The sequence below is a fragment of the Enterobacter vonholyi genome, from assembly GCF_008364555.1.
GTDB lineage: Bacteria > Pseudomonadota > Gammaproteobacteria > Enterobacterales > Enterobacteriaceae > Enterobacter > Enterobacter vonholyi.
In genome coordinates, this window is the sequence record NZ_VTUC01000004.1 from 196157 (window position 1) to 217338 (window position 21182).

Annotated in this window: 20 protein-coding genes and 1 pseudogene; 12 read left to right on the plus strand and 9 right to left on the minus strand. The window is 53.5% G+C overall.

Annotated features, from left to right (window positions below; genetic code table 11):
* Positions 1-77: 77 nt before the first annotated feature.
* Positions 78-2711: a PqiB family protein gene (locus tag F0319_RS07455; protein WP_164850633.1), complete on the minus strand. Its 2634-nt coding sequence runs from the start codon at positions 2709-2711 to the stop codon at positions 78-80.
* Complete coding sequence (gene yebS / locus F0319_RS07460; protein ID WP_045908227.1) at positions 2680-3963, minus strand: membrane integrity lipid transport subunit YebS; 1284 nt, start codon at positions 3961-3963, stop codon at positions 2680-2682. The genes F0319_RS07455 and yebS overlap by 32 nt, the downstream gene beginning before the upstream one ends.
* A 132-nt stretch (positions 3964-4095) precedes the next feature.
* On the opposite strand from yebS, the gene F0319_RS07465 reads away from it, so the two are divergent.
* From F0319_RS07465 to htpX, 4 genes are all read left to right on the plus strand, one after another.
* The gene (locus tag F0319_RS07465; protein ID WP_149366585.1) at positions 4096-4593 is read left to right on the plus strand and encodes a GAF domain-containing protein; all 498 of its coding nucleotides are present in this window, start codon (positions 4096-4098) and stop codon (positions 4591-4593) included.
* Positions 4594-4689: 96 nt separating this feature from the next.
* Positions 4690-5376 carry an RNA chaperone ProQ gene (proQ, locus tag F0319_RS07470; protein WP_028018656.1) on the plus strand — a complete coding sequence of 229 codons (687 nt, stop codon included), beginning with the start codon at positions 4690-4692 and terminating at the stop codon, positions 5374-5376.
* A gap of 19 nt (positions 5377-5395) precedes the next feature.
* Positions 5396-7444 (plus strand): carboxy terminal-processing peptidase, encoded by a 2049-nt coding sequence (gene prc / locus F0319_RS07475; RefSeq protein WP_149366586.1) that lies wholly within the window; start codon positions 5396-5398, stop codon positions 7442-7444.
* A gap of 193 nt (positions 7445-7637) precedes the next feature.
* The gene (gene htpX / locus F0319_RS07480) at positions 7638-8519 is read left to right on the plus strand and encodes a protease HtpX (protein ID WP_014884290.1); all 882 of its coding nucleotides are present in this window, start codon (positions 7638-7640) and stop codon (positions 8517-8519) included.
* Positions 8520-8569: 50 nt separating this feature from the next.
* Here htpX and F0319_RS07485 read toward each other — a convergent pair whose 3' ends face one another.
* Positions 8570-9943, minus strand: a complete 1374-nt coding sequence (locus F0319_RS07485) for an MFS transporter (RefSeq protein ID WP_149366587.1) — start codon at positions 9941-9943, stop codon at positions 8570-8572.
* Positions 9944-10122: 179 nt separating this feature from the next.
* On the opposite strand from F0319_RS07485, the gene kdgR reads away from it, so the two are divergent.
* Complete coding sequence (gene kdgR, locus F0319_RS07490; protein WP_111964800.1) at positions 10123-10914, plus strand: DNA-binding transcriptional regulator KdgR; 792 nt, start codon at positions 10123-10125, stop codon at positions 10912-10914.
* Between the two features lie 61 nt (positions 10915-10975).
* Here kdgR and F0319_RS07495 read toward each other — a convergent pair whose 3' ends face one another.
* Entirely contained in the window at positions 10976-11215 is a 240-nt protein-coding gene (locus tag F0319_RS07495; protein WP_111964799.1) for a YobH family protein, read from the minus strand.
* 161 nt (positions 11216-11376) lie between these two features.
* Between F0319_RS07495 and mgrB the strand changes: the two genes are divergently transcribed.
* From mgrB to rlmA, 7 genes and pseudogenes are all read left to right on the plus strand, one after another.
* Positions 11377-11520 carry a PhoP/PhoQ regulatory lipoprotein MgrB gene (mgrB, locus tag F0319_RS07500; protein WP_013096124.1) on the plus strand — a complete coding sequence of 48 codons (144 nt, stop codon included), beginning with the start codon at positions 11377-11379 and terminating at the stop codon, positions 11518-11520.
* Between the two features lie 74 nt (positions 11521-11594).
* The gene (locus F0319_RS07505; protein WP_111964798.1) at positions 11595-11885 is read left to right on the plus strand and encodes a YebO family protein; all 291 of its coding nucleotides are present in this window, start codon (positions 11595-11597) and stop codon (positions 11883-11885) included.
* Positions 11886-11908: 23 nt separating this feature from the next.
* Positions 11909-12898 carry an MBL fold metallo-hydrolase gene (locus F0319_RS07510; RefSeq protein ID WP_149366588.1) on the plus strand — a complete coding sequence of 330 codons (990 nt, stop codon included), beginning with the start codon at positions 11909-11911 and terminating at the stop codon, positions 12896-12898.
* A 525-nt stretch (positions 12899-13423) separates the two neighbouring features.
* Positions 13424-13568 (plus strand): annotated as a pseudogene (locus F0319_RS07515) (DUF2627 domain-containing protein).
* Positions 13569-13581: 13 nt separating this feature from the next.
* Positions 13582-13791 carry a transcription antiterminator/RNA stability regulator CspE gene (gene cspE, locus F0319_RS07520; protein WP_001062678.1) on the plus strand — a complete coding sequence of 70 codons (210 nt, stop codon included), beginning with the start codon at positions 13582-13584 and terminating at the stop codon, positions 13789-13791.
* A 231-nt stretch (positions 13792-14022) separates the two neighbouring features.
* Entirely contained in the window at positions 14023-15729 is a 1707-nt protein-coding gene (ftsI, locus tag F0319_RS07525; RefSeq protein ID WP_149366589.1) for a peptidoglycan glycosyltransferase FtsI, read from the plus strand.
* 65 nt (positions 15730-15794) lie between these two features.
* Positions 15795-16610 (plus strand): 23S rRNA (guanine(745)-N(1))-methyltransferase, encoded by an 816-nt coding sequence (rlmA, locus tag F0319_RS07530; protein WP_149366590.1) that lies wholly within the window; start codon positions 15795-15797, stop codon positions 16608-16610.
* Here the strand turns inward: rlmA and mntP are convergent.
* The 5 genes from mntP to manX form a co-directional block, all read right to left on the minus strand.
* Complete coding sequence (gene mntP / locus F0319_RS07535; protein ID WP_047074362.1) at positions 16607-17173, minus strand: manganese efflux pump MntP; 567 nt, start codon at positions 17171-17173, stop codon at positions 16607-16609. The genes rlmA and mntP overlap by 4 nt on opposite strands.
* 398 nt (positions 17174-17571) lie before the next feature.
* Positions 17572-18030, minus strand: coding sequence for a DUF986 family protein (locus F0319_RS07540; protein ID WP_149366591.1), 459 nt, complete (start codon positions 18028-18030; stop codon positions 17572-17574).
* 55 nt (positions 18031-18085) lie between these two features.
* Entirely contained in the window at positions 18086-18937 is an 852-nt protein-coding gene (locus tag F0319_RS07545; protein ID WP_028018668.1) for a PTS mannose transporter subunit IID, read from the minus strand.
* A 12-nt stretch (positions 18938-18949) separates the two neighbouring features.
* Complete coding sequence (gene manY / locus F0319_RS07550; RefSeq protein WP_008500490.1) at positions 18950-19750, minus strand: PTS mannose transporter subunit IIC; 801 nt, start codon at positions 19748-19750, stop codon at positions 18950-18952.
* Positions 19751-19796: 46 nt separating this feature from the next.
* The gene (gene manX / locus F0319_RS07555; RefSeq protein WP_111964793.1) at positions 19797-20762 is read right to left on the minus strand and encodes a PTS mannose transporter subunit IIAB; all 966 of its coding nucleotides are present in this window, start codon (positions 20760-20762) and stop codon (positions 19797-19799) included.
* Between the last annotated feature and the right edge of the window lie 420 nt (positions 20763-21182).

The window sequence follows — 21182 nt, forward strand, 5'->3', positions numbered from 1 at the left end:
GGGCACACCACAGGGAAAAATTCAGGTGCGCAGTGTAGCATAAAGGCTCCGGTGCGTTGACACCGGAGCCTGTCAGATTAACGCGGCAGGGCGGTTCCCCATTCGCGCCACTCTTTTGGTTCGCTCTCGAGCAGCAGGAAGTGTTTACCCGGCTGCGCTTTTGGCGCCAGCGGCGTTCCCGGCGGCGTGGCAAACGCGATACCGCCGCGAATGAACTGGTTGAAGGTGCCGGTTTTCACCACGCCTCCCGTCAGGCCAAAGTCCAGCGAATAGCCGGATGCCAGCCAGAACACCGAGTTATTTCGAACCAGGTGCTGGTAACGTTCGCTAATACGTAATGCCACCATCACGCGGTCGGAGAGCGTACCGAGCGTCAGGCCCGTGACCGTACCCACTTCAATACCGCGGAATAGTACCGGAGTGCCGATGTTCAGCGAGCCCGCTTCCGGCACTTCCACCACGATGCTCAGACCGCCAAGGTACCGCGAGTCGGTGATCGTGGCTTCCTGCAGCTCGAAATCACGGCGGGCATTGCCCTGGCCTGGCTCAACGTTGATGTACGGCTGCAAAATGGTGTCGAGGTGCTCAACGCCAGCGGCCGAGATTTGCGGCGTGACCACCGAGAAGCGCGAGCCAGTGCGGGCGAAGGTCTGCACATATTCCGGGTAGAGCACGGCAGTGGCCTGCACCTCGTTGCGCGAGGTGATCAGCGTCAGCTTCTGGATCTGCCCGATATCAATGCCCAGATAGCGGATTGGCATGCCTTCCGCCAGCTTGCCGGCATCAAAGGCGTGCAGGGTAATCTGCCCACCCACCGCGCGGGCGGCGGTCTCGGATGGGAAGAGAATACGCTTATCGCCTTTACGCAGATTCGCGCCCGCACCGCTGAGGTTATCGAAGCTAATCGCCCCCCGCAGCGCGCGTGACAGCGGAGAGGCCTGTACGGTTAGCCCGTTACCGTTAAGCTGAACTTTCGCGCCGCCTTCGGCCCAGAAGACGCTGTTTGGCGTCAGCAGCTTGCGGTACTCCGGCTTGATATGCAGTTCGATATCGAACGCGTCCGCACGCGGGCGAACGGTGATCACTTCCCCGACTTCAAACTTGCGATACAGCACCACGGAACCCGCCTGTACGTCCGGCAGCGTCTCGGCGCTTAAGGTCAGCGTGGTGGTAGGAAGATCGCTCAGGCTGTTTTCAACCGCTTTCTCCAGGTTGGCATACAGCGGATAGCTGTCGCGCACGGGGCCTTTATTCCCTGGCAAAATGCGGATACCGCCGTTAACCCATTCGCTGGCGCTGGCGCCGAGGAACTCCACGCCGTCCAGACCCACCTTCACGTCGACGCGACTGTTCACCACGAATTTGCTGTCGCCATGCACCAGGTCGCTGTATTGCGGATCGATAGCGACCGAGAAAGTCACGCCATTCGCTGAGAGCTTACGCTCCAGCACCTGACCGACCTGCACGCCGTGTAAAATTAACGGCTGTCCGGCTTCGATACCGTAACTTTCTGGCGCATTCAGCGTGACCGTCACTACGCCCGGCTTTTGCAGCAGGGCTTTATCAGCCGGGGCAATCACGAAGCTATTGCTGGGTTCACCCTCGCCGGGGATGAGCTCAAACGTATTGCCGGTCAACAGCGTGCTGAGGCTGGCATCGTTCAGAGAGAGCTTTGGACTGCGCATTTCGATACGCGTTTTCTCGCGCAGGAGATCGACCACGCTCGGGTCGACCGTCATTTCGCCGGTGACCGAGCCGCCCGGGTTGAGGGTCATTTTGGTGAGCTGACCAACCTGCAATCCCTGATACATCAGCGGTGTTGAACCCGCTTTTAGCCCTTTAGCATCGGGCAGGGCGAGTTTGACGATCACGCCGCGCTGGCTGTGCGCCAGGTCAGCGTACAATCCAAATGAATCATCAGCGGTGGCAGGGCTTGAGTTTTCCGGCGAGTCAAAGGCGATGGCGCCATTAACCAGCGCGGCCAGACTCTCCAGCTTCACTTTCGCACCGCTCAGGCTGAGATCCGCGTCCACGCCGGACACGTTCCAGAAGCGGCTGCCTTTTTTCACCAGATTGGTGAAGCGACGCTCGATCAGCACGTCAATGGTGACGCCCTGTTTATTTGGGTTGATCGCGTAATCGTACACACGGCCAACCGGGATTTTGCGGAAATAGACCAGTGAGCCACTGTTCAGAGAACCGAGATCCGGCGCCTGCAGATGGATCATTAAATCGCCGTTATTGAGACGGTACTTCGGCTGTGTATCCAGGGCAACAAAGTGATCCTGCGGCTCTCCTTTACCCGGCATCATGCCAATATAGTTACCTCCCACGAGCGCATCCAGCCCGGACACACCTGCCAGAGAGGCTTTTGGCGTCACCAGCCAGAACTGCGTTTCGCTGCGCAGGGCATCCTGCATGTCAGATTTAATACTGACCCGCACCTGAATCTTGTTCAGCCCTTTTCCAAGAGAGATGTCCTGAACCGTACCCACTTCAACCCCCTGGAAGCGAACGGGCGTTCGCCCGGCGACGATGCCGTCGGCGGTCTGGAAATCAATGGTGACGGTGCTACCGCGATCTTCATAGCTCGTCCAGATAAGCCAGCCTGCAATCATCAGGGCGATGACGGGCAGCAACCAGAATGGCGAAATGCGGCGTTTTGTTTTAATTCTCGCTTCAGTCGGCGAAGCGGGGGTTTCCTGACTCATGTGCATCCCAAAGTAAGCGGCTATCCAGCCATTCCACAGCAAGAATAGTCAATATCACCGCAGAGCCGAAATAAAAAGCCGCGGGTCCCATTGTAAAAGCAAGTAACTGGTCGCGATTGATGAGAGACATCATCAGCGAAATTACGAACAAATCTAACATTGACCAGCGGCCAATCCAGGTGACGAATCGCAGAAGCAGAATGCGGGTTCGTAAGCCTTGTTCACACTTTAAGTGAATGCTGATGAGCAGGGTAATCATCACCACCACTTTGGTAAAGGGAACCAGAATACTGGCAATAAAAACGATCGCCGCCACCCCGACATTGCTGTGCGCAAGGGAGATAATCCCGGAGAGGATAGTATCCTCCTGACGTCCGCCATTCACGTAAATGATGGAAATAGGCAGCATATTGGCGGGGATCAGAAACACCAGGGAGGCGATCAGCGCCGCCCAGCATTTTTGCAGGCTGTTGTTTCGACGCAGCCTTAATGGAATGTGGCACCGCGGGCAGCGTCCGCGCGGGTCGGGTAACCCGGTATAGTGGCAACCCAGACAGACGCGCAGATTTTCATCGGGACGGGTGGCGGGGCGCTGCGGGTAAAATCGCTCCCAGAGCTGCTCAACGTTCAGGTGTATCAGCGTCAGGATGCTCAGCAATACCAGACAGATGAAGGCAAAGAGTCCGATGCCGGGCTGCAAAAAGGCATAGTCCTGTACCTTTATTGACGCAACGCCCACGCCGACCAGATAAATATCCAGCATCACCCACTCTTTGAGTTTATCCAGCATCAGCAGCACCGGGCGAAGGTTCATGCCGAGAATATTGCCAAACCAAAGATAGGCAATGGCGGCGACCAGCACCAGCGGAGCGCCAACGGTGCAGAACAGCACCATGGCGGCGGTGATGGGATCGCCCTGACGGGTCATCTGCCAGATACCCTGCAGCACGTTGGCGTCAATGCGCACGCCAAGCAGGTAGAGTTTCAGCAGCGGTTCGCTCCAGGCGAAGGGCATCAGCAGCAGCATGGTGACGGCCATGGCGGCGAGGCGGGTCAACGACCAGTCGCGACCATCGCGAATTTTAGCGTCGCAGCGAGGACAAAAGGCACTTTGGTGCGATTTCATCTTCGGCAACATAAAAAGCGTATCGCACTGGGGGCAACGCTGATAATGTGCACGAGGCAAAGCTTCGCTTACCGTATGGACAGTTATCTTTCTCGTCGGCGTAATTTTGGTTGTTTTTAAGGCCATCAGCTGCGCACAAATAAGTATTGTTGAAAGTTATAATAACTCATGAACGGATTCATCTTGAGCATGAGCGCATTTAATGCTTATTTTAATAGGCTATGCGGTAAATTTGTAAGACAACTAAGTGATTGAATAATGAACAAAACAGAATTCTACGCGGATCTGAACCGCGATTTTAAGGCATTGATGGCGGGTGAGACCAGCTTCTTAGCCACTCTGGCAAATACTAGCGCATTGCTGTTTGAACGTCTCTCTGACGTAAACTGGGCTGGCTTTTACCTTCTGGAAGGTGAAACGCTGGTGCTCGGTCCGTTCCAGGGCAAACTGGCCTGCGTGCGTATTCCGGTAGGGCGTGGCGTATGCGGCACGGCGGTGGCAGAGAATCAGGTCCAGCGTGTGGAAGATGTCCATGCGTTTGACGGACACATTGCCTGTGATGCCGCCAGTAATTCTGAAATCGTTTTGCCGCTGGTGGTCAAAAATCAGATTATTGGCGTTCTGGATATCGACAGTACGGTCTTCAGTCGCTTTACAACCGAGGACGAACAGGGGCTGCGCGAGCTGGTGGCGATTCTGGAAAACGTACTCGCTGCAACCGATTATCAAAAATTCTTTGCGAGCGTCGCAGGATAATCAACGGATAACGTAGCATTTACTGATAGCGTCATTATAATGACGCCTGTTCATGCCTGCGCTTGTTGGCAACGTCCGTTGTAATCAGGAAATTTCATGGAAAATCAACCTAAGTTGAATAGCAGTAAAGAAGTTATCGCATTTCTGGCCGAGCGTTTCCCGCAGTGCTTCAGCGCGGAAGGTGAAGCTCGTCCCCTGAAAGTCGGTATTTTTCAGGATCTGGTGGCGCGTGTTGAAGGGGAAATGAACCTCAGCAAAACTCAGCTGCGTTCCGCCTTACGTCTTTATACTTCGAGCTGGCGTTACCTGTACGGTATCAAACCAGGCGCTACCCGCGTGGACCTCGACGGCAACCCTTGCGGTGAGCTGGACGAGCAGCACGTTGAGCACGCGCGCAAGCAGCTTGAAGAAGCCAAAGCACGCGTTCAGGCACAACGTGCAGAACAGCAGGCGAAAAAACGCGAAGCCGCCGCGGCAAACGGCCAGGAAGAAGCGCCTCGTCGTGAGCGTAAACCGCGCCCTGCGCCGCGCCGTAACGATAATAACGATCGCAAACCGCGTGCAGACAAACCAGCAGCAAAAGCCCCGCGTGCCCCTCGTGAAGAGCCGCGCCATACGCCGGTTTCTGACATTAACGCTTTGAGCGTGGGTCAGGCGCTGAAGGTAAAAGCGGGTAACAATGCTATGGACGCCACCGTACTGGAAATCACCAAAGATGGCGTTCGTGTACAGCTGACTTCTGGTATGTCAATGATTGTACGCGCAGAACACTTGTTGTTCTGAAACGGAGGCCAAGCCTGGCATGAACACTTTTTTTAAGCTCACCGCGCTGGCGGGTCTGTTTGCTATAACAGGTCACGCTTTTGCAGTGGACGATATCACGCGTGTTGATCAAATTCCGGTACTCAAGGAAGAGACGCAGCACGCGACGGTGAGCGAGCGCGTGACCTCACGTTTTACCCGCTCGCACTATCGTCAGTTCGATCTCGATCAGGCCTTTTCGGCCAAAATCTTTGACCGCTATCTGAACTTGCTGGATTACAGCCATAACGTTTTGCTCGCCAGCGATGTCGAGCAGTTCGCTAAGCGCAAATCCGAGGTGGGTGACGAGTTGCGTTCAGGCAAGCTGGATCTGTTCTACGATCTCTACAACCTGTCGCAAAAGCGCCGTTTTGAACGCTATCAGTACGCGCTGAAAGTGCTGGAACGTCCAATGGACTTCACCGGCAACGACACCTTTAATCTGGATCGCAGCAAAGCGCCCTGGCCAAAAGATGAAGCCGAGTTGAATGCGCTTTGGGACGGCAAAGTTAAATACGACGAACTGAGCCTTAAGCTGACCGGCAAAGACGAAAAAGAGATCCGTGACACGCTGACGCGTCGTTATAAATTTGCTATTCGTCGCCTGGCGCAGACCAACAGCGAGGATGTTTTCTCACTCGCGATGACCGCCTTTGCGCACGAAATCGATCCGCACACCAACTACCTCTCTCCGCGCAACACTGAGCAGTTCAATACCGAAATGAGCCTGTCTCTGGAAGGTATCGGCGCGGTTCTGCAGATGGACGATGATTACACGGTGATCAATTCAATGGTCGCGGGTGGCCCGGCATCCAAAAGCAAAGCGATTAGCGTAGGCGATCGCATTGTGGGTGTTGGACAAACCGGCCAGAACATGGTCGATGTGATCGGCTGGCGTCTCGATGACGTGGTTGCGCTGATCAAAGGTCCGAAAGGCAGCAAGGTACGTCTGGAAATTCTGCCTGCCGGTAAAGGCACCAAAACCCGTATTGTTACCCTGACCCGCGAGCGTATCCGTCTGGAAGACCGCGCGGTGAAAATGTCGGTGAAAACCGTGGGTAAAGAGAAGGTAGGTGTCCTGGATATTCCTGGCTTCTACGTGGGGCTGACTGACGATGTGAAAGTTCAGCTGCAGAAGCTTGAAAAGCAGAACGTTAGCAGCATCATCATCGACTTGCGCAGTAACGGCGGCGGTGCGCTGACGGAAGCGGTTTCACTCTCTGGCCTGTTCATCCCATCTGGCCCGGTGGTTCAGGTGCGAGATAACAACGGTAAAGTCCGTGAAGATGCCGACAACGACGGTGTTGTCTACTACAAAGGCCCGCTGGTGGTCCTGGTTGACCGCTTCAGTGCCTCCGCGTCTGAGATCTTTGCCGCTGCAATGCAGGACTATGGCCGCGCGCTTATCGTCGGTGAGCCAACTTTCGGGAAAGGTACCGTTCAGCAGTACCGCTCTCTGAATCGTATTTACGATCAGATGCTGCGTCCGGAATGGCCTGCGCTGGGCTCGGTTCAGTACACCATTCAGAAATTCTACCGCGTAAACGGCGGCAGTACGCAGCGTAAGGGCGTCACGCCGGACATCATCATGCCGACTGGCTCCCAGGAGACGGAAACCGGCGAGAAGTTTGAAGATAACGCGTTGCCGTGGGACAGCATCAATGCCGCGACCTACGTGAAAGCGGGTGATATGACCCAGTTTGGCCCTGAACTGCTGAAAGCGCATAACGACCGCATCGCGAAGGATCCGGAATTCCAGTACATCATGAAGGATATTGCACGATTCAATGCCCTGAAAGATAAGCGGAATATTGTTTCTCTGAATTACGCACAGCGTGAGAAAGAGAACAACGAAGACGATGCAACTCGCCTGGCGCGTATCAACGATCGCTTCAAGCGCGAAGGTAAGCCTCTACTCAAGAAACTGGACGATCTGCCAAAAGATTACCAGGAGCCGGATCCGTATCTGGACGAGACGGTGCATATCGCTCTCGACCTGGCGAATCAGGAAAAAGAGAAACCTGCCGTACAGCCCGCTCCGGCAAAATAACCTCCTGACAGGCACAAGAAATTGTGCCTGTTTCTTTTTGTTCTGCATCCTTCCGTCAGCCTGATTTCCAATTGTGTAAAGTTGTGTCTTTCTGGTGACTTACGCCCATCGGATGCTTGAAAATAGCCGCAATACCCATACGATGTGGGTAATCGCATAGTGCGTTTTGTTAAACTGAGGTAAAAAGAAAATTATGATGCGAATCGCGCTCTTCCTGCTCACCAACCTGGCGGTTATGGTGGTTTTCGGGCTCGTGCTAAGCCTGACAGGAATTCAGTCGAGCAGCGTTCAGGGTCTGTTGATTATGGCGCTGCTGTTTGGTTTTGGTGGCTCGTTCATCTCCCTGCTGATGTCGAAGTGGATGGCACTGAAATCGGTGGGTGGTGAGGTTATTGAACAGCCGCGTAACGATATGGAACAGTGGCTGATGAATACGGTGGCTCAGCAATCCCGTCAGGCCGGGATTGCTATGCCGCAGGTGGCGATTTACCATGCCCCGGACATCAACGCTTTTGCCACGGGCGCCCGTCGCGATGCGTCGCTGGTGGCCGTCAGCACCGGCTTGCTGCAGAACATGAGCCGTGATGAAGCCGAAGCGGTTATCGCCCACGAAATCAGCCATATCGCCAACGGTGACATGGTGACCATGACCCTGATTCAGGGCGTGGTAAACACCTTCGTAATCTTCATCTCCCGTATTCTGGCGCAGATCGCGGCAGGCTTTATGGGCGGAAACCGTGACGAAGGTGAAGAGAGCAACGGCAACCCGCTGATCTACTTCGCTGTTTCAATGGTTCTGGAACTGGTCTTTGGTATTCTGGCCAGCATCATCACCATGTGGTTCTCCCGTCACCGTGAATTCCACGCGGATGCCGGCTCGGCGAAGCTGGTTGGTCGCGAGAAGATGATTGCCGCGCTGCAGCGTCTGAAAACCAGCTATGAGCCACAGGAAGCGAACAGCATGATGGCCTTCTGCATTAACGGTAAGTCCAAATCGCTGAGCGAGCTGTTTATGTCTCACCCGCCGCTGGATAAACGTATTGAAGCGCTGCGCAGTGGGGAATACCTGAAGTAAGGCAAAGAACCCTACTAAGCCGGGCAGGAGAGCACTCCGTCCGGCTTTTTTTATGCCTGAACCCTGGGCTGGGTCACCCGCAGGCCGCTGACGATAGCTGCGAGGGTGGCAAGTACACCGGCGGTGAGGAGTGCAACATGGTTGCCGTTCTGGCCTGCGAGGTTAAACATCAGGGCGACCAGCGCCGCACCGCTGCTTTGCCCCAGAAGTCGAGCGGTCCCCAGCATGCCGCTGGCACCCCCGCTGCGATGACGCGGCGCGGAGGTGATGATGGTGTGATTGTTAGGGGACTGGAACAGGCCAAACCCCGCGCCACAGAGGATCATGCGCCAGATGATGTCCAGATCGGTTGGCGATGACGGCAGCAGAGCCAGCGCGAAAAGGCCTGTCGCCATCACCGCCAGCCCCAAAGCGCCCAATAAACCGGCATGGACGCGTTCAATGAGGCAACCTGCCAGCGGCGCCATCACCATTGTCGCCAGCGGCCAGGGGGTTAACAGCAGGCCAGTCTCCACTTCTGAACGGCCTACCGCGCTCTGCAAAAAGAAGGGCAGAGAAACCAGGGCCAGCATCTGGGCGCAGAAGGAGCAGATGGACGTGCAAATGGAGAGGGAAAAGAGGGGGATACGCAACAGGTCAACGGGCAGTAAAGGCACGGGGAGAGTGAGCTGGCGGCGAACAAAGAAGAAGCCGATCGCCAGCAGAGCGATAAGCTCCACACCGGTAAGCATCAGGGACTGTCCCTGCGCAAAGCCGCTCAGCGCCGTAATCAGCAGGCCAAAGGTCAGGGCATTCATCACCGCACTTGCCACGTCGAAGCGCGGCATGGTGCTTTTGGGACCGTTAGCGGGTAGAAAGCGCAGGGCAAAGAAGATGGCGACAATACCCAGCGGCACGTTAATGGCGAACAGCCATTGCCATGACGCAACGGAAAGGATCGCCGCCGCAATGGTTGGTCCGGCGGCGGAAGAGACGGCGACAATAAACGAGTTTATCCCCATGCCGCGCCCCAGATGGCGTTGCGGATAAATTAAGCGGATCAACGCCGTGTTTACGCTCATGAGCGCCGCGCCGCCAAAACCTTGCGCAATGCGGGCAAGCGTCAGGGTATGCAGTGAATCTGAAAGGGCGCATAACAACGACGTGAAGGTGAAAACCACCAGACCGCACTGATACACCCGACGGTAACCGAACATATCGCCCAGGAAAGAGAACGAGAGCAGGGAAACCACGATCGCAATCTGATAGGCGTTAACGATCCATATCGAACTGGCGGGAGAGGCGTGCAGGTCGCTGGCGATGGTTGGCAGGGCGACGTTTGCGATTGCGCCGTCAAGGACGGCCATTGAGATACCGATAATGATGGTGGCTATCGCGCCATACCGCTGGGGTAAAGGCAGGCCATCGGAAAGGATCTTTTCCATTAAGATTAAAAAAGCTCAGCGTGAAATTATTCTCAGGATAACTATTTTAGCATTGTTACAGCCGCGATATGTCGCAGATTTGTAACGAAGTAAACGCGGATTGATTGCAGGTGACATGACGGGAACTTATAATAAAAACCGGTTCTGATTTTTATAAAACACTCTCTATGAGGTGGTAAATGGCTATTGCGGATTTGGATAAACAGCCAGATTCTGTTTCTTCCGTGCTGAAGGTGTTTGGCATCTTACAGGCGCTGGGAGAAGAGCGTGAAATAGGTATTACAGAGTTGTCGCAGCGCGTGATGATGTCTAAAAGCACCGTATATCGCTTTTTGCAAACCATGAAGTCGCTGGGCTATGTCGCCCAGGAAGGCGAATCTGAAAAATATTCTCTGACGCTGAAGCTGTTTGAACTGGGTGCCCGCGCGCTACAAAATGTTGACCTGATCCGCAGCGCTGATATTCAGATGCGCGAAATCTCTCGTCTGACTAAAGAGACCATCCATCTCGGTGCGCTGGATGAAGACAGTATTGTTTACATCCATAAAATCGACTCCATGTACAATCTGCGCATGTATTCGCGCATTGGTCGTCGCAACCCACTCTACAGTACCGCGATTGGTAAGGTTCTGCTGGCGTGGCGCGATCGTGAGGAAGTGAAGCAGATCCTCGAAGGGGTGGAATACAAGCAAAGTACCTCACGAACCATTACCAGCACAGACGCGCTGTTAACGGTGTTGGATCACGTACGCGAGCAGGGGTATGGCGAAGATAATGAAGAGCAGGAAGAAGGGCTGCGCTGCATCGGCGTTCCGGTGTTTGACCGCTTTGGCGTGGTGATTGCGGGCTTAAGTATCTCCTTCCCGACTTTACGCTTCTCTGAAGAGCGTTTGCATGAGTATGTGGCTATTCTGCACACTGCCGCACGTAAAATTTCTGCACAGATGGGATATCACGAATACCCGTTTTAATCCCTCTTCGTAAAAAACGCCGCATCAGATGCGGCGTTTTTTTGCGTCATAATCAGACTGATTAGCCATTATCAATCACGACGGATGTTTTACGCAGTACAGGGCAGTGGGTTAAGCCAACGATCCCGCTGTCAGTATGCAGATACTGGGCTGTGCTCATTCCTTGTGCTGTTAAATATTTACACTGAATGCCTAACCCGGCTGCGTTTTCGGTGCTCCCCACGAGCACGCCATAGCCCGATAACAGAAGGCCAATCCAGACAAGGGCGAGTACAATAATTGTTCGAACAATAAAGCGCATCATTACCTCTTTTATCGTCGTTATCGTAATGCTAGCGTAATGTGTTTACGTGATGAAACAAGTGCATGATTCTGAAAAAAAGCGTGATAGAGGCACAGTTAGTCCTTGTTTAAGATAAGCGTGATAACCTCGCTACATCAGGTTTTAAGACGGAGTGTGGAGTGAAAAAAATACGCTGGGTGATTCTGGTTATCGTGCTGATAGCGTGCGTGGTGTTATGGACGCAGACGATCAATGTGATGTGCGATCAGGATGTACAGTTTTTTAGCGGCGTTTGCGCAATCAACAAGTTTATTCCGTGGTAAGAGACATTTTTTCTCAACGTGATTTCCTTCCTTCGCGCCAGTGGTAAAATAGATGTTTTTATTGAGGTGGTGAAATGGGTGAGTTACTGAATTCAGGGCTGCTGAATATAGCATCCCTGATGATTTCTTTGGTTGTTCTACTCGTGGGTCTGGTCATTTGGTTTTTCGTGAACCGAGCCAGCTCCCGGACTAACGAGCAGATCGAACTGCTTGAAGCGCTGCTCGATCAGCAAAAACGTCAGAATGCGCTGCTACGCCGTCTGTGTGAGGCTAACGAACCGGAAGAGAAAGACGCGCCGAAAGACGCGGTCGTCGAAGAAAACAAAGACGAAGATGACTTTATCCGCCTGGTGGCTGAGCGTTAATCTTTTTGTCCTGGGAGGTGGCTGTGGTCTGGAAAAACCCCTGGTATGACCCCTCCCTGAAACATCACTCCCCGAACGGTTTTCGTAATACCCTCCCTGTCGGACATCAACGCGGCGACATTGACCGTTGGCGTAAAGCGCGTAAAGAGGCCGGTTTACCGAAACCACCTGCGCTGGGTTATGAAGATTTTATCCAACATTGGTGGCAACCTGTAGATCTCACGCAACCTCATGGAGATGGGGTGTGGTGGCTCGGACACGCGAGCGTGTTGCTGCAGCTGGACGGTAATATCATCCTTACCGATCCGGTGTTTTCACGGCGCGCTTCTCCGCTCCCTTTCCTGGGACCACAGCGCAAAACGCCTCCCGTACTGTCTGTCGAGCAACTTCATCAGCTTGATGCGGTCGTCATCTCCCATAATCATTACGATCATCTTGATGACGCGACCATCCGCCGAATTCTCAAGCGCTTTCCCGACGTTAGTGTTTTTGTTCCCCTGGGTCTGGCCGACTGGTTTCGTCGTCGGGGAGCAAAGCGCGTAGTTGAGCTTGACTGGTGGCAGAGTTTCACCTGGCAGGGGATGACGCTGACCGCCGTACCTGCACAGCACTGGAGCATGCGCACGCCATGGAACCGCAATCGTTCCTTGTGGTGCGGCTGGGTGATGGAAGGACGGCATCACCGTTTCTGGTTCAGCGGTGATACCGGCTATTCACCTGAGCTGCTGTTGATTCCTGAACGCCTGGGCCAGATAGATGCTGCCGCGTTACCGATTGGTGCCTATGCCCCACGATGGTTCATGGCTGTCCATCATATGGATCCGCAATCTGCGGTGGCATTGTGGCAGCAGCTGGGCTGTCCACTGACGTTTCCCATCCACTGGGGCGTATTTGAACTGGCAGATGAAGCGCTAGATGAACCTGTGCAGGAGTTAACTAACGCGCTCGATAATTTAGCACCAGTTAATCATTCTTTCAGGATACTGAAAATTGGTGAATATTTATCCTTATAAACGAAGCGTTAAATTGTTGCATATATTCTTGATGTAAACGCTCGCAGGAATGTTTTATTTTTATCGAAACGTTTTGCTTGCCTTCTTTTGATGCAGAGTCATAAAAATTTCATTATTTTGGTGCATAACGCTGTTTATTAACTGGTGCATTTTAATACAGACGCAAGTGGTTTTTTAACAGTGTTTTTTCTCTGAAACAATTTGGTAGCGTTACAATGATTTAAGCATAAGTTTTCACAAATTGTTCTAACTCAATCAAGACGTAAGATTTCTTTTCCCGGTTGCTGGACGGTTCGTAATGATTGAGCTATGTTAAAAAAGTCTTAGATTACAGCGGTTGTGCAAGCAATGCTGGGTCTTTGTTACGCAGCAGGGCTGTCTGTACGTGATGCGCATAATTGTGCAAAACCTGACAGGCACTGTTCGAATTTGTGCGGCGGATCGAGACATGTTTAAAAATGGCTTGCCATATTAAACATAGTGTGTGATAACACGTTTTGGGTCAAACGAGGTACAGTTCTGTTTATGTGTGGCATTTTCAGTAAAGAAGTCCTGAGTAAACACGTTGTCGTTGAATACCGCTTCTCTGCCGAACCTTATATTAGTGCCTCATGCAGTAATGTCTCAGTTTTATCTCAGTTAATGCCTGCGGGCTAAGAAAACACTCTAAGGAATTTTGCAAAATGGCAAAGATTAAAGGTCAAGTTAAGTGGTTCAACGAGTCTAAAGGTTTTGGTTTCATTACTCCTGCTGACGGCAGCAAAGACGTGTTCGTACACTTCTCTGCAATCCAGGGTAACGGCTTCAAAACTCTGGCTGAAGGCCAGAACGTTGAGTTCGAAATTCAGGACGGCCAGAAAGGCCCAGCTGCAGTTAACGTAACTGCTATCTGATCGAACCGCTGCTGACTGAAGCGCTTAGCACTTCACTCTCAGACATAAAGCCTCGCATACCGCGGGGCTTTTTTATGTCCCTTATCTTTCAAAATATTACCATTCGCGGTCTTGTTAGTAACTTGTTGCAAAGCTGCGAGGTTAGTAGCACTGTTTTGCCACCCATAAGGCATCTTTTCCCGTTAAATCAGGGCGTTGTTTTACAGTCCTGGGGTTCAGGTGAAGAAGAAAATGATTACGACCGCTGGCAATTTCACGCCGGCGCGTTTTGCACTGCTCTGCTTAGCGATTTTTTGTAGTCTGGCTTTTTTGCTGGGCCGTGTTGCCTGGCTGCAAATCATCAAGCCTGACAATCTGGTAAAGCAGGAAGATATGCGATCCCTCCGCCAGCTGACGATTGATGCGCCGCGCGGCATGATAATGGATCGCGCAGGTCGACCCCTGGCGGTGAGCGTGCCCGTCCGGGCCGTCTGGGCCGATCCTAAAACGGTGCTGGCAAAAGGGGGAGTTGGCGTTGATGAACGCTGGCAGGCGTTGGCAAATGCGCTGCATCTCTCCCTGGGCACACTCTCGGCGCGAATTAATGCCAACCCGCAGGGGCGTTTTATTTATCTTGCCCGCCAGGTCGATCCCGCACAGGCAAAGTGGATCGATAAGCTGAATCTGCCCGGCATCAATTTACGCGATGAATCCCGCCGTTTTTATCCTGCAGGCCATGTGGCAGCGAACCTGATTGGTTTCACCAATATTGACGGGCAGGGCATTGAAGGTGTGGAAAAAAGCTTTAACGCGCAGCTGATCGGCAAGGCCGGAGTTCGGCAGGTAAGGGAAGACCGCTACGGTCGCGTGGTTGAAAACCTGACGGAAGTGGCACCCTCGCCAGCGCATAACATTCAGTTGAGTATTGACGAGCGGCTGCAGACCATTACTGAAGATGCGCTCGATAATGCCGTGGCCTGGAACAAGGCCGAGTCGGGTGCTTCGGTGCTCATTAATATCCCAACCGGGGAAATACTCGCGATGGCGAGCTATCCAGATTTCAATCCCAATAATCGGGAAGGTGCGACGATAAATGATTTTCGCAACCGCGCGATCAGCGACACGTTCGAGCCCGGTTCGACCGTCAAGCCGCTGGTACTGATGACGGCCCTGCAGCAGGGTCTGGTTCAGCCCGACAGCGTGATTGACACTCATCCGTATACCCTTGACGGGCATCGTATCCGCGATGTGGGCTATTATCCTGAACTGACGATGACCGGGATCCTGCAAAAATCGAGCGACACCGGGGTGTCCCGACTTTCGCTGGCGATGCCTGTCCAGCATCTTATTGATACCTATCGAAACTTTGGTTTTGGTACGAATACGGGGCTTGGCTTAACGGGGGAGAGCGCGGGGCTACTGCCCCAGCGTAAATACTGGAGCCAGCTCGACCGGGCGACCTTTGCATTCGGCTACGGGCTGATGGTAACGCCGCTCCAGCTGGCTCACGTCTACGCCACGATTGGCGGCTTCGGGCTCGAGCGACCTCTTTCGATTACGCGTATCGATCCACCCGTTATCGGGCACCGCGTCATGCCGGTAGAGATTGCGCACGAGGTGGAGCACATGATGGAGAGCGTCGCGCTGCCCGGCGGCGGGGGCGTGAAGGCGGCCGTTCGTGATTACCGGGTGGCGGTGAAAACCGGCACGGCGAAGAAAATTGACGATAGCGGGAAGTACGTCGATAAATACGTCGCCTATACTGCCGGCGTTGCGCCTGCCAGCGATCCGCGATTTGCCCTGGTGGTGGTCATTAACGATCCGCAAAATGGCGCCTACTACGGCGGGGCCGTCTCCGCGCCTGTCTTCAGTGAAATTATGGGTAACGTGCTGCGTCTGGAAAATGTGAAACCTGACGGGCTACCGGCGGGTTCCGATCACCTGATCGTTATGCGTTAACCGGGCGTTTATAACCAGGGCGAATAGCGGTACACTTCGCCCTTTGATTATGCTCCGGAGTCACCATGTCCTTCAGCTGTCCTCTTTGCCACGCACCCCTGACGCACTCAGATAAAAGTTATACCTGTCCGCAGGGGCATCAGTTTGATATGGCAAAAGAAGGCTATGTGAATCTTCTGCCGGTGCAGCATAAGCGTTCCCGCGATCCAGGCGACAGTGCAGAGATGATGCAGGCGCGTCGCGCGTTTCTTGATGCCGGGCACTATCTGCCGCTGCGGGAGGCCGTCGCGCATATGGTGAATGACATCCTGCCTGCTTCAGCCACCGCCATGCTGGATATTGGCTGTGGGGAAGGGTACTACACCGCACGATTTGCAGAGGTTGCCCGTGAGAAGGGGGCAAACACATTCGGTCTGGACGTGTCGAAAGTGGCCATTCGTGCGGCGGCAAAGCGTTACGCGGACGTGATGTTCTGCGTGGCATCCAGCCACCGACTGCCGTTTAATGATGCCAGCATGGACGCTGTTATCCGCATTTACGCGCCCTGCAAAGCGGAAGAACTGGCTCGCGTGGTGAAACCGGGCGGATGGGTTATCACCGTGACGCCGGGCCCGCGCCATCTGATGGAGCTGAAAGGTCTGATCTACGACGAAGTACGTCTGCATGCCCCTCATTCTGAACAGCTGGCCGGTTTTAGCCTGAAGCAGGAGCAAACCGTGGCGTATGATATGTCGCTCACAGGGGAAGAGGCCACCGCGTTGCTGCAGATGACGCCGTTCGCATGGCGGGCAAAACCGGAAGTATGGGGAACGTTAGCTGCACACACAATATTTCACTGCCAGACGGATTTCAGCATCCACGTCTGGCAGCGCGAAGATTAACCGGCGAAGTGTGCCCAGAGGATCTGGGCACCAATGCCAATTAGCACAATCCCGCCCAGGATCTCGGCGCGTTTACCCAACAGCGGGCCGATAAACCGACCGACCATCATGCCCAGCGTGGACATGATCAGCGTTGCGCAGCCAATAGCCAGCGCTGTGGCGATAATATTGACCTGCAGGAATGCCAGACCGACGCCGACAGCCATCGCATCAAGGCTGGTGGCAATTGCCGTGGTGACCAGCAGCCAGAACCCGTGGCGGTGCAGCGGCTCCTCGTCTTCATCATCACCGCCGCGAAAACCTTCTATCACCATTCGGCCACCGAGGAACACCAGCAGGACGAAGGCAATCCAGTGGTTCCACTCCAGCACGAACTGGCTGGCGAGCATGCCAAGTCCCCAGCCGATAAGCGGGGTCAGCGTTTCGATAGCACCGAAAATCAGGCCGGTACGCAGTGCTTCTGAGAATTTAGGTTTATGAAGCGTGGCGCCTTTTCCGATGGATGCAGCAAATGCGTCCATGGACATGCCAAAAGCGAGGAGGATCGTAGCGGAGATATTCATAACAGCGTCCAGACCGGGGATATCCATATGACACATCACTGCCCCCAGTAAACAGCAGTTGATGTATCTATGGTCTCGCCTGATCCCAATGCACATAAGATGTGCAGTAAGCGATCCGTACGCGCCACGTTTTTCAACGAGTATGTTGACACGTACATTTCCTGTAAACAGGAAATCGGCTACTCCCCAACGACGGGCGCAACCTTAACATATTTTGAGAATATAAAACAACAATGAGGAGGCATTATTTAAAACGTTTGTTGATAACGATTTTCATTTGTCTTTAAGCGTGAAGCTATCGTTAACAAATAGAGATCAAATTAACGAATGGGATATAGCTTCGGCTATATTTTTTGCGCAAGACAAACGCAGAATATAGCCGTTGCTATATATCTAAGCTATTGAGTTTTCAAGAGTAAATTGTATATCTTTTCCAGATCGTCAATATTCTTCACCCGAATAAGCAGGCGGCGTTGTTCTAATTGCATCACCAGCACGCCGTCTTCTGATAAATTCATCTCTTTAATACGGTTATATTCTATCCATACATTGGCGAAGAAAAATCCGCGTGATTTAAAAATGATTTTCGGCGTACGGATCCAGAACAGATAAACAGCCATTAATGCCAGCGCACATAATAACCATGTGGTTAATATTGCACCATTGCTGTTGACGTTATTGTAAATAAGAATAACGATGAGACCCGCGAAGATAAACGCATCCACGCGCCCGCGTCGCAGAAGGGGAAGGGAGAGCAGCGTCTCGCCGTGACGGCGCGGCATGATGAACTCGTCATAGATCGCGTAAGCCAGAAGGGCAGCAATAAATAGAACCAGTACGATGTCCGTGACAGTCATTCATCCTCCAGATAAAAAAAACCGGGGGCAAGCCCCCGGCCTATAGCGTTGAAACTTAGAGACCCAGCAGGCCGACAGCGTAGCCCGCGATACCGATGATGAAGAAGCCAACGATAATCCACAGCGGGTTCACTTTCTTACGCAGCAGCCACATGCAGGCGAAGGTCAACAGCAGCGGCACCAGGCCCGGCATCAGCTGATCCAGAATCGTCTGCACGGTGGTGACGCGGGTCTGACCATCCTGACCGGTGATGGTCGATACCACCAGCGGGATGTTCACGTGCGTCCACTTGTTAACCAGTGCTCCCATGACAAACAGGCCCAGGATTGACGCCCCCTCAGTCAGTTTCTGCAGGAAGCCGCCGCCCATGTCCTTAACGATGTCCACCCCTTTACGGTAGCCGTAGGCCACGCCGTAGTAACGGGTCAGCAGACGCACGGCGTTAAACAGGATGAAGAACAGCAGTGGGCCAAGCAGGCTGCCGCTCATCGCGATACCTGCCCCCAGCGCTGCGAAGACCGGACGCACGGTACCCCAGAAGATAGGGTCACCGACACCGGCCAGCGGACCCATCAGGCCGACTTTAATACCGTTGATGGCACCATCGTCGATCTCTGCGCCGTTTGCACGCTGTTCTTCCATCGCCAGCGTTACGCCCAGAACCGGAGCCGCAACGTAAGGATGAGTGTTAAAGAATTCCAGGTGACGCTTGATCGCCTGACGGCGCGCTTCGTTGTTTTCCGGATACAGGCGTTTGATCGCCGGAACCATGGAGAAGCAGAAGCCGAGCGCCTGCATACGTTCGAAGTTCCATGAACCCTGAAACAGGTTAGAACGGATGAACACGCCACGAATATCACCCGGAGTGAGTTTTTTCTCGGTGGTAGTTTTTGTCATATCAACCATTTCGCTCACCTGTTAGTCCAGTTCGTTATCGAGATCGTTGTTACCAGCAGCCTGCGCTGGGGCACCCGCGACGCGGTTATATTTCGGGCTGAGCTGGATGTAGAGAATTGCCATTACCGCACCAATAACACCCAGTGCAACCAGGTTGAAGTTGGTGAAGGCAGCGGTCACGAAGCCGAGGTAGAAGAACGGCATCAGGTAGCCTGCGCGCATCATGTTGATGACCATCGCATAACCGACGACCACGATCATACCGCCCGCGATATTCAGACCGCCGGTGACCACTTCAGGAATGGCGTTCAGCATGCTCTGCACTTCGCTGGTACCGACAGAGATCGCCACGATAACCGCCGGGATCGCGATACGCATCGCCTGCAGGAACAGGGATGAAACGTGGATCCACGACAGTGCCGTGAGGTTGCCGTTTTCGGCCGCCTTATCCGCCGCGTGCTGGAAGGCAACGGTGATAGTACGAACGATGATAGTCAGAACCTGGCCTGCTGCAGCCAGCGGTATCGCCAGGGCGATACCGGCACCAATACTCTGGTGACCGGCAATAACCAGAACGGTCGAAATGATAGAGGCTAGTGCTGCATCGGGCGCAACTGCCGCGCCGATGTTCATCCAGCCCAGGGCGATCATTTCCAGGGTACCACCGATGATGATACCGGTTTTCATGTCACCCAGAACGGCCCCAATCAGCGTACAGGCTACCAGAGGGCGGTGGAACTGAAATTCATCAAGTACGGATTCCATACCCGCAATACATGCGACAACGAACACCAGCACAATCTGAAGAGTGGTAATCTCCATTGCACTTCTCCTATTACATAAACTTTATATGAGAACCGGCGGGGGCTTATTTCCCAACTTTGCCGATCAAATCCATCATTTTCAGTTTTTGATCCGTGGAAACCTTACGGGCTTCCAGTTCAATACCGCGCGCATTCAGCTTGTTGAATGCCTCGATATCTTTCGCATCGACTGAAATGGCGTTGTTGACCTGCGTTTTGCCCTGACGGAATGCCATACCACCAATGTTCACGGAGGTGATTTTCACGCCGCCTTCAACAATGCGCTCAACGTCTGTCGGGTTAGTGAACAGGAGCATCACGCGTTCACCCGCGTATTTCGGGTTGTTGTAAACGCGAATCATCTTGGCGACATCCACGACGTGCGCGGTAACGCCAGGAGGAGCAACCTGAGTCAGAAGGGTTTTACGTACGGTATCGGCGGCCACTTCGTCGCTGACCACGATGATGCGTCGAACGTTGGTCTCTTTGGTCCAGCGCGTGGCAACCTGACCGTGGATTAAGCGGTCATCAATACGCGCAAGGCCGATCACCATGTAATCGTTCGGGCCCATTGGTTTTGCCGGTGCAGCTGCTTTTGGTGCCGCAGCAGGCGCAGGGGCAGGTTTTTCAACCGGCTGTGCTTTCAGGGCTTTTACTCCTTCGCGACCGGTTTCAACGGCCAGCGCCACCAGCTCATCGAAGCCTGGGTTATCGTCGCGCGCCATAAAGGTTTCCACCAGCATGGGGATGTTAACCCCGGCGACGACTTCATAATGCTCTTTATCGACGACAATGCGGCTGGCGGCGTTGAACGGGCTGCCGCCCCATGTATCAACGAGAAACAGCACGCCTTTGCTGGTATCCAGCTTCGCGAGTTGAGCGTTGTATTTCTCTATCAGCGTCTCGGCGTTTTCACCGGGAACGAAATCGATCCAGCCGACGTTTTCCTGCTCGCCCAACAGCATCTCTGCCGTTTTGAGTAGCTGCTCAGCAGCCCAACCATGTGTGCCTATGACAATAGCAATGGTCACTTGCTACCTCCTTTTATTATCATTAATACGCCTGCCAGGCAGCCGTACTGAGAATCGTATTGGCGAACCGAATCGATTCAGATAAGGGTTAGAGTTCAAAAAAACTAAGACTTCCGCGAATTATTTTAGATAGTGAAAAAATAATTTATGTGATGAAGATCCGTAATTTAGCCTCGCGTTAGAGATTTATCCGTAGAGTAAAGCCGCTGTGTTACAGAACTTTGCAAAGGAACGTAAATCTTTGCTAAAAACACATTGTCTCTGATATGTTTAGCCTCCGTTTAATTGTTCAGGAGTATAGGGCTACAGCCCACTATATGGACCGTCACCGACGTCAGTCATCTGCCAGGCCATTTCGCGCCTTATTCACCGGCGATCCTCGCCACGTATCGACTCTGTCTACCTCTGTTTTGCCCACGT

Bases quoted from the DNA above. Each gene is read 5' to 3' on its own strand.
- F0319_RS07485 (WP_149366587.1), bottom strand. From the start codon at position 9,943: ATGGAAAAGATCCTTTCCGATGGCCTGCCTTTACCCCAGCGGTATGGC.
- cspE (WP_001062678.1), top strand. From the start codon at position 13,582: ATGGCAAAGATTAAAGGTCAAGTTAAGTGGTTCAACGAGTCTAAAGGT.
- F0319_RS07545 (WP_028018668.1), bottom strand. From the start codon at position 18,937: ATGGTTGATATGACAAAAACTACCACCGAGAAAAAACTCACTCCGGGT.
- ftsI (WP_149366589.1), top strand. From the start codon at position 14,023: ATGATTACGACCGCTGGCAATTTCACGCCGGCGCGTTTTGCACTGCTC.
- proQ (WP_028018656.1), top strand. From the start codon at position 4,690: ATGGAAAATCAACCTAAGTTGAATAGCAGTAAAGAAGTTATCGCATTT.
- mntP (WP_047074362.1), bottom strand. From the start codon at position 17,173: ATGAATATCTCCGCTACGATCCTCCTCGCTTTTGGCATGTCCATGGAC.
- F0319_RS07505 (WP_111964798.1), top strand. From the start codon at position 11,595: ATGGGTGAGTTACTGAATTCAGGGCTGCTGAATATAGCATCCCTGATG.
- manY (WP_008500490.1), bottom strand. From the start codon at position 19,750: ATGGAGATTACCACTCTTCAGATTGTGCTGGTGTTCGTTGTCGCATGT.
- htpX (WP_014884290.1), top strand. From the start codon at position 7,638: ATGATGCGAATCGCGCTCTTCCTGCTCACCAACCTGGCGGTTATGGTG.
- prc (WP_149366586.1), top strand. From the start codon at position 5,396: ATGAACACTTTTTTTAAGCTCACCGCGCTGGCGGGTCTGTTTGCTATA.
- F0319_RS07455 (WP_164850633.1), bottom strand. From the start codon at position 2,711: ATGAGTCAGGAAACCCCCGCTTCGCCGACTGAAGCGAGAATTAAAACA.
- yebS (WP_045908227.1), bottom strand. From the start codon at position 3,963: ATGGCCTTAAAAACAACCAAAATTACGCCGACGAGAAAGATAACTGTC.
- F0319_RS07465 (WP_149366585.1), top strand. From the start codon at position 4,096: ATGAACAAAACAGAATTCTACGCGGATCTGAACCGCGATTTTAAGGCA.
- kdgR (WP_111964800.1), top strand. From the start codon at position 10,123: ATGGCTATTGCGGATTTGGATAAACAGCCAGATTCTGTTTCTTCCGTG.
- F0319_RS07495 (WP_111964799.1), bottom strand. From the start codon at position 11,215: ATGCGCTTTATTGTTCGAACAATTATTGTACTCGCCCTTGTCTGGATT.
- rlmA (WP_149366590.1), top strand. From the start codon at position 15,795: ATGTCCTTCAGCTGTCCTCTTTGCCACGCACCCCTGACGCACTCAGAT.
- F0319_RS07540 (WP_149366591.1), bottom strand. From the start codon at position 18,030: ATGACTGTCACGGACATCGTACTGGTTCTATTTATTGCTGCCCTTCTG.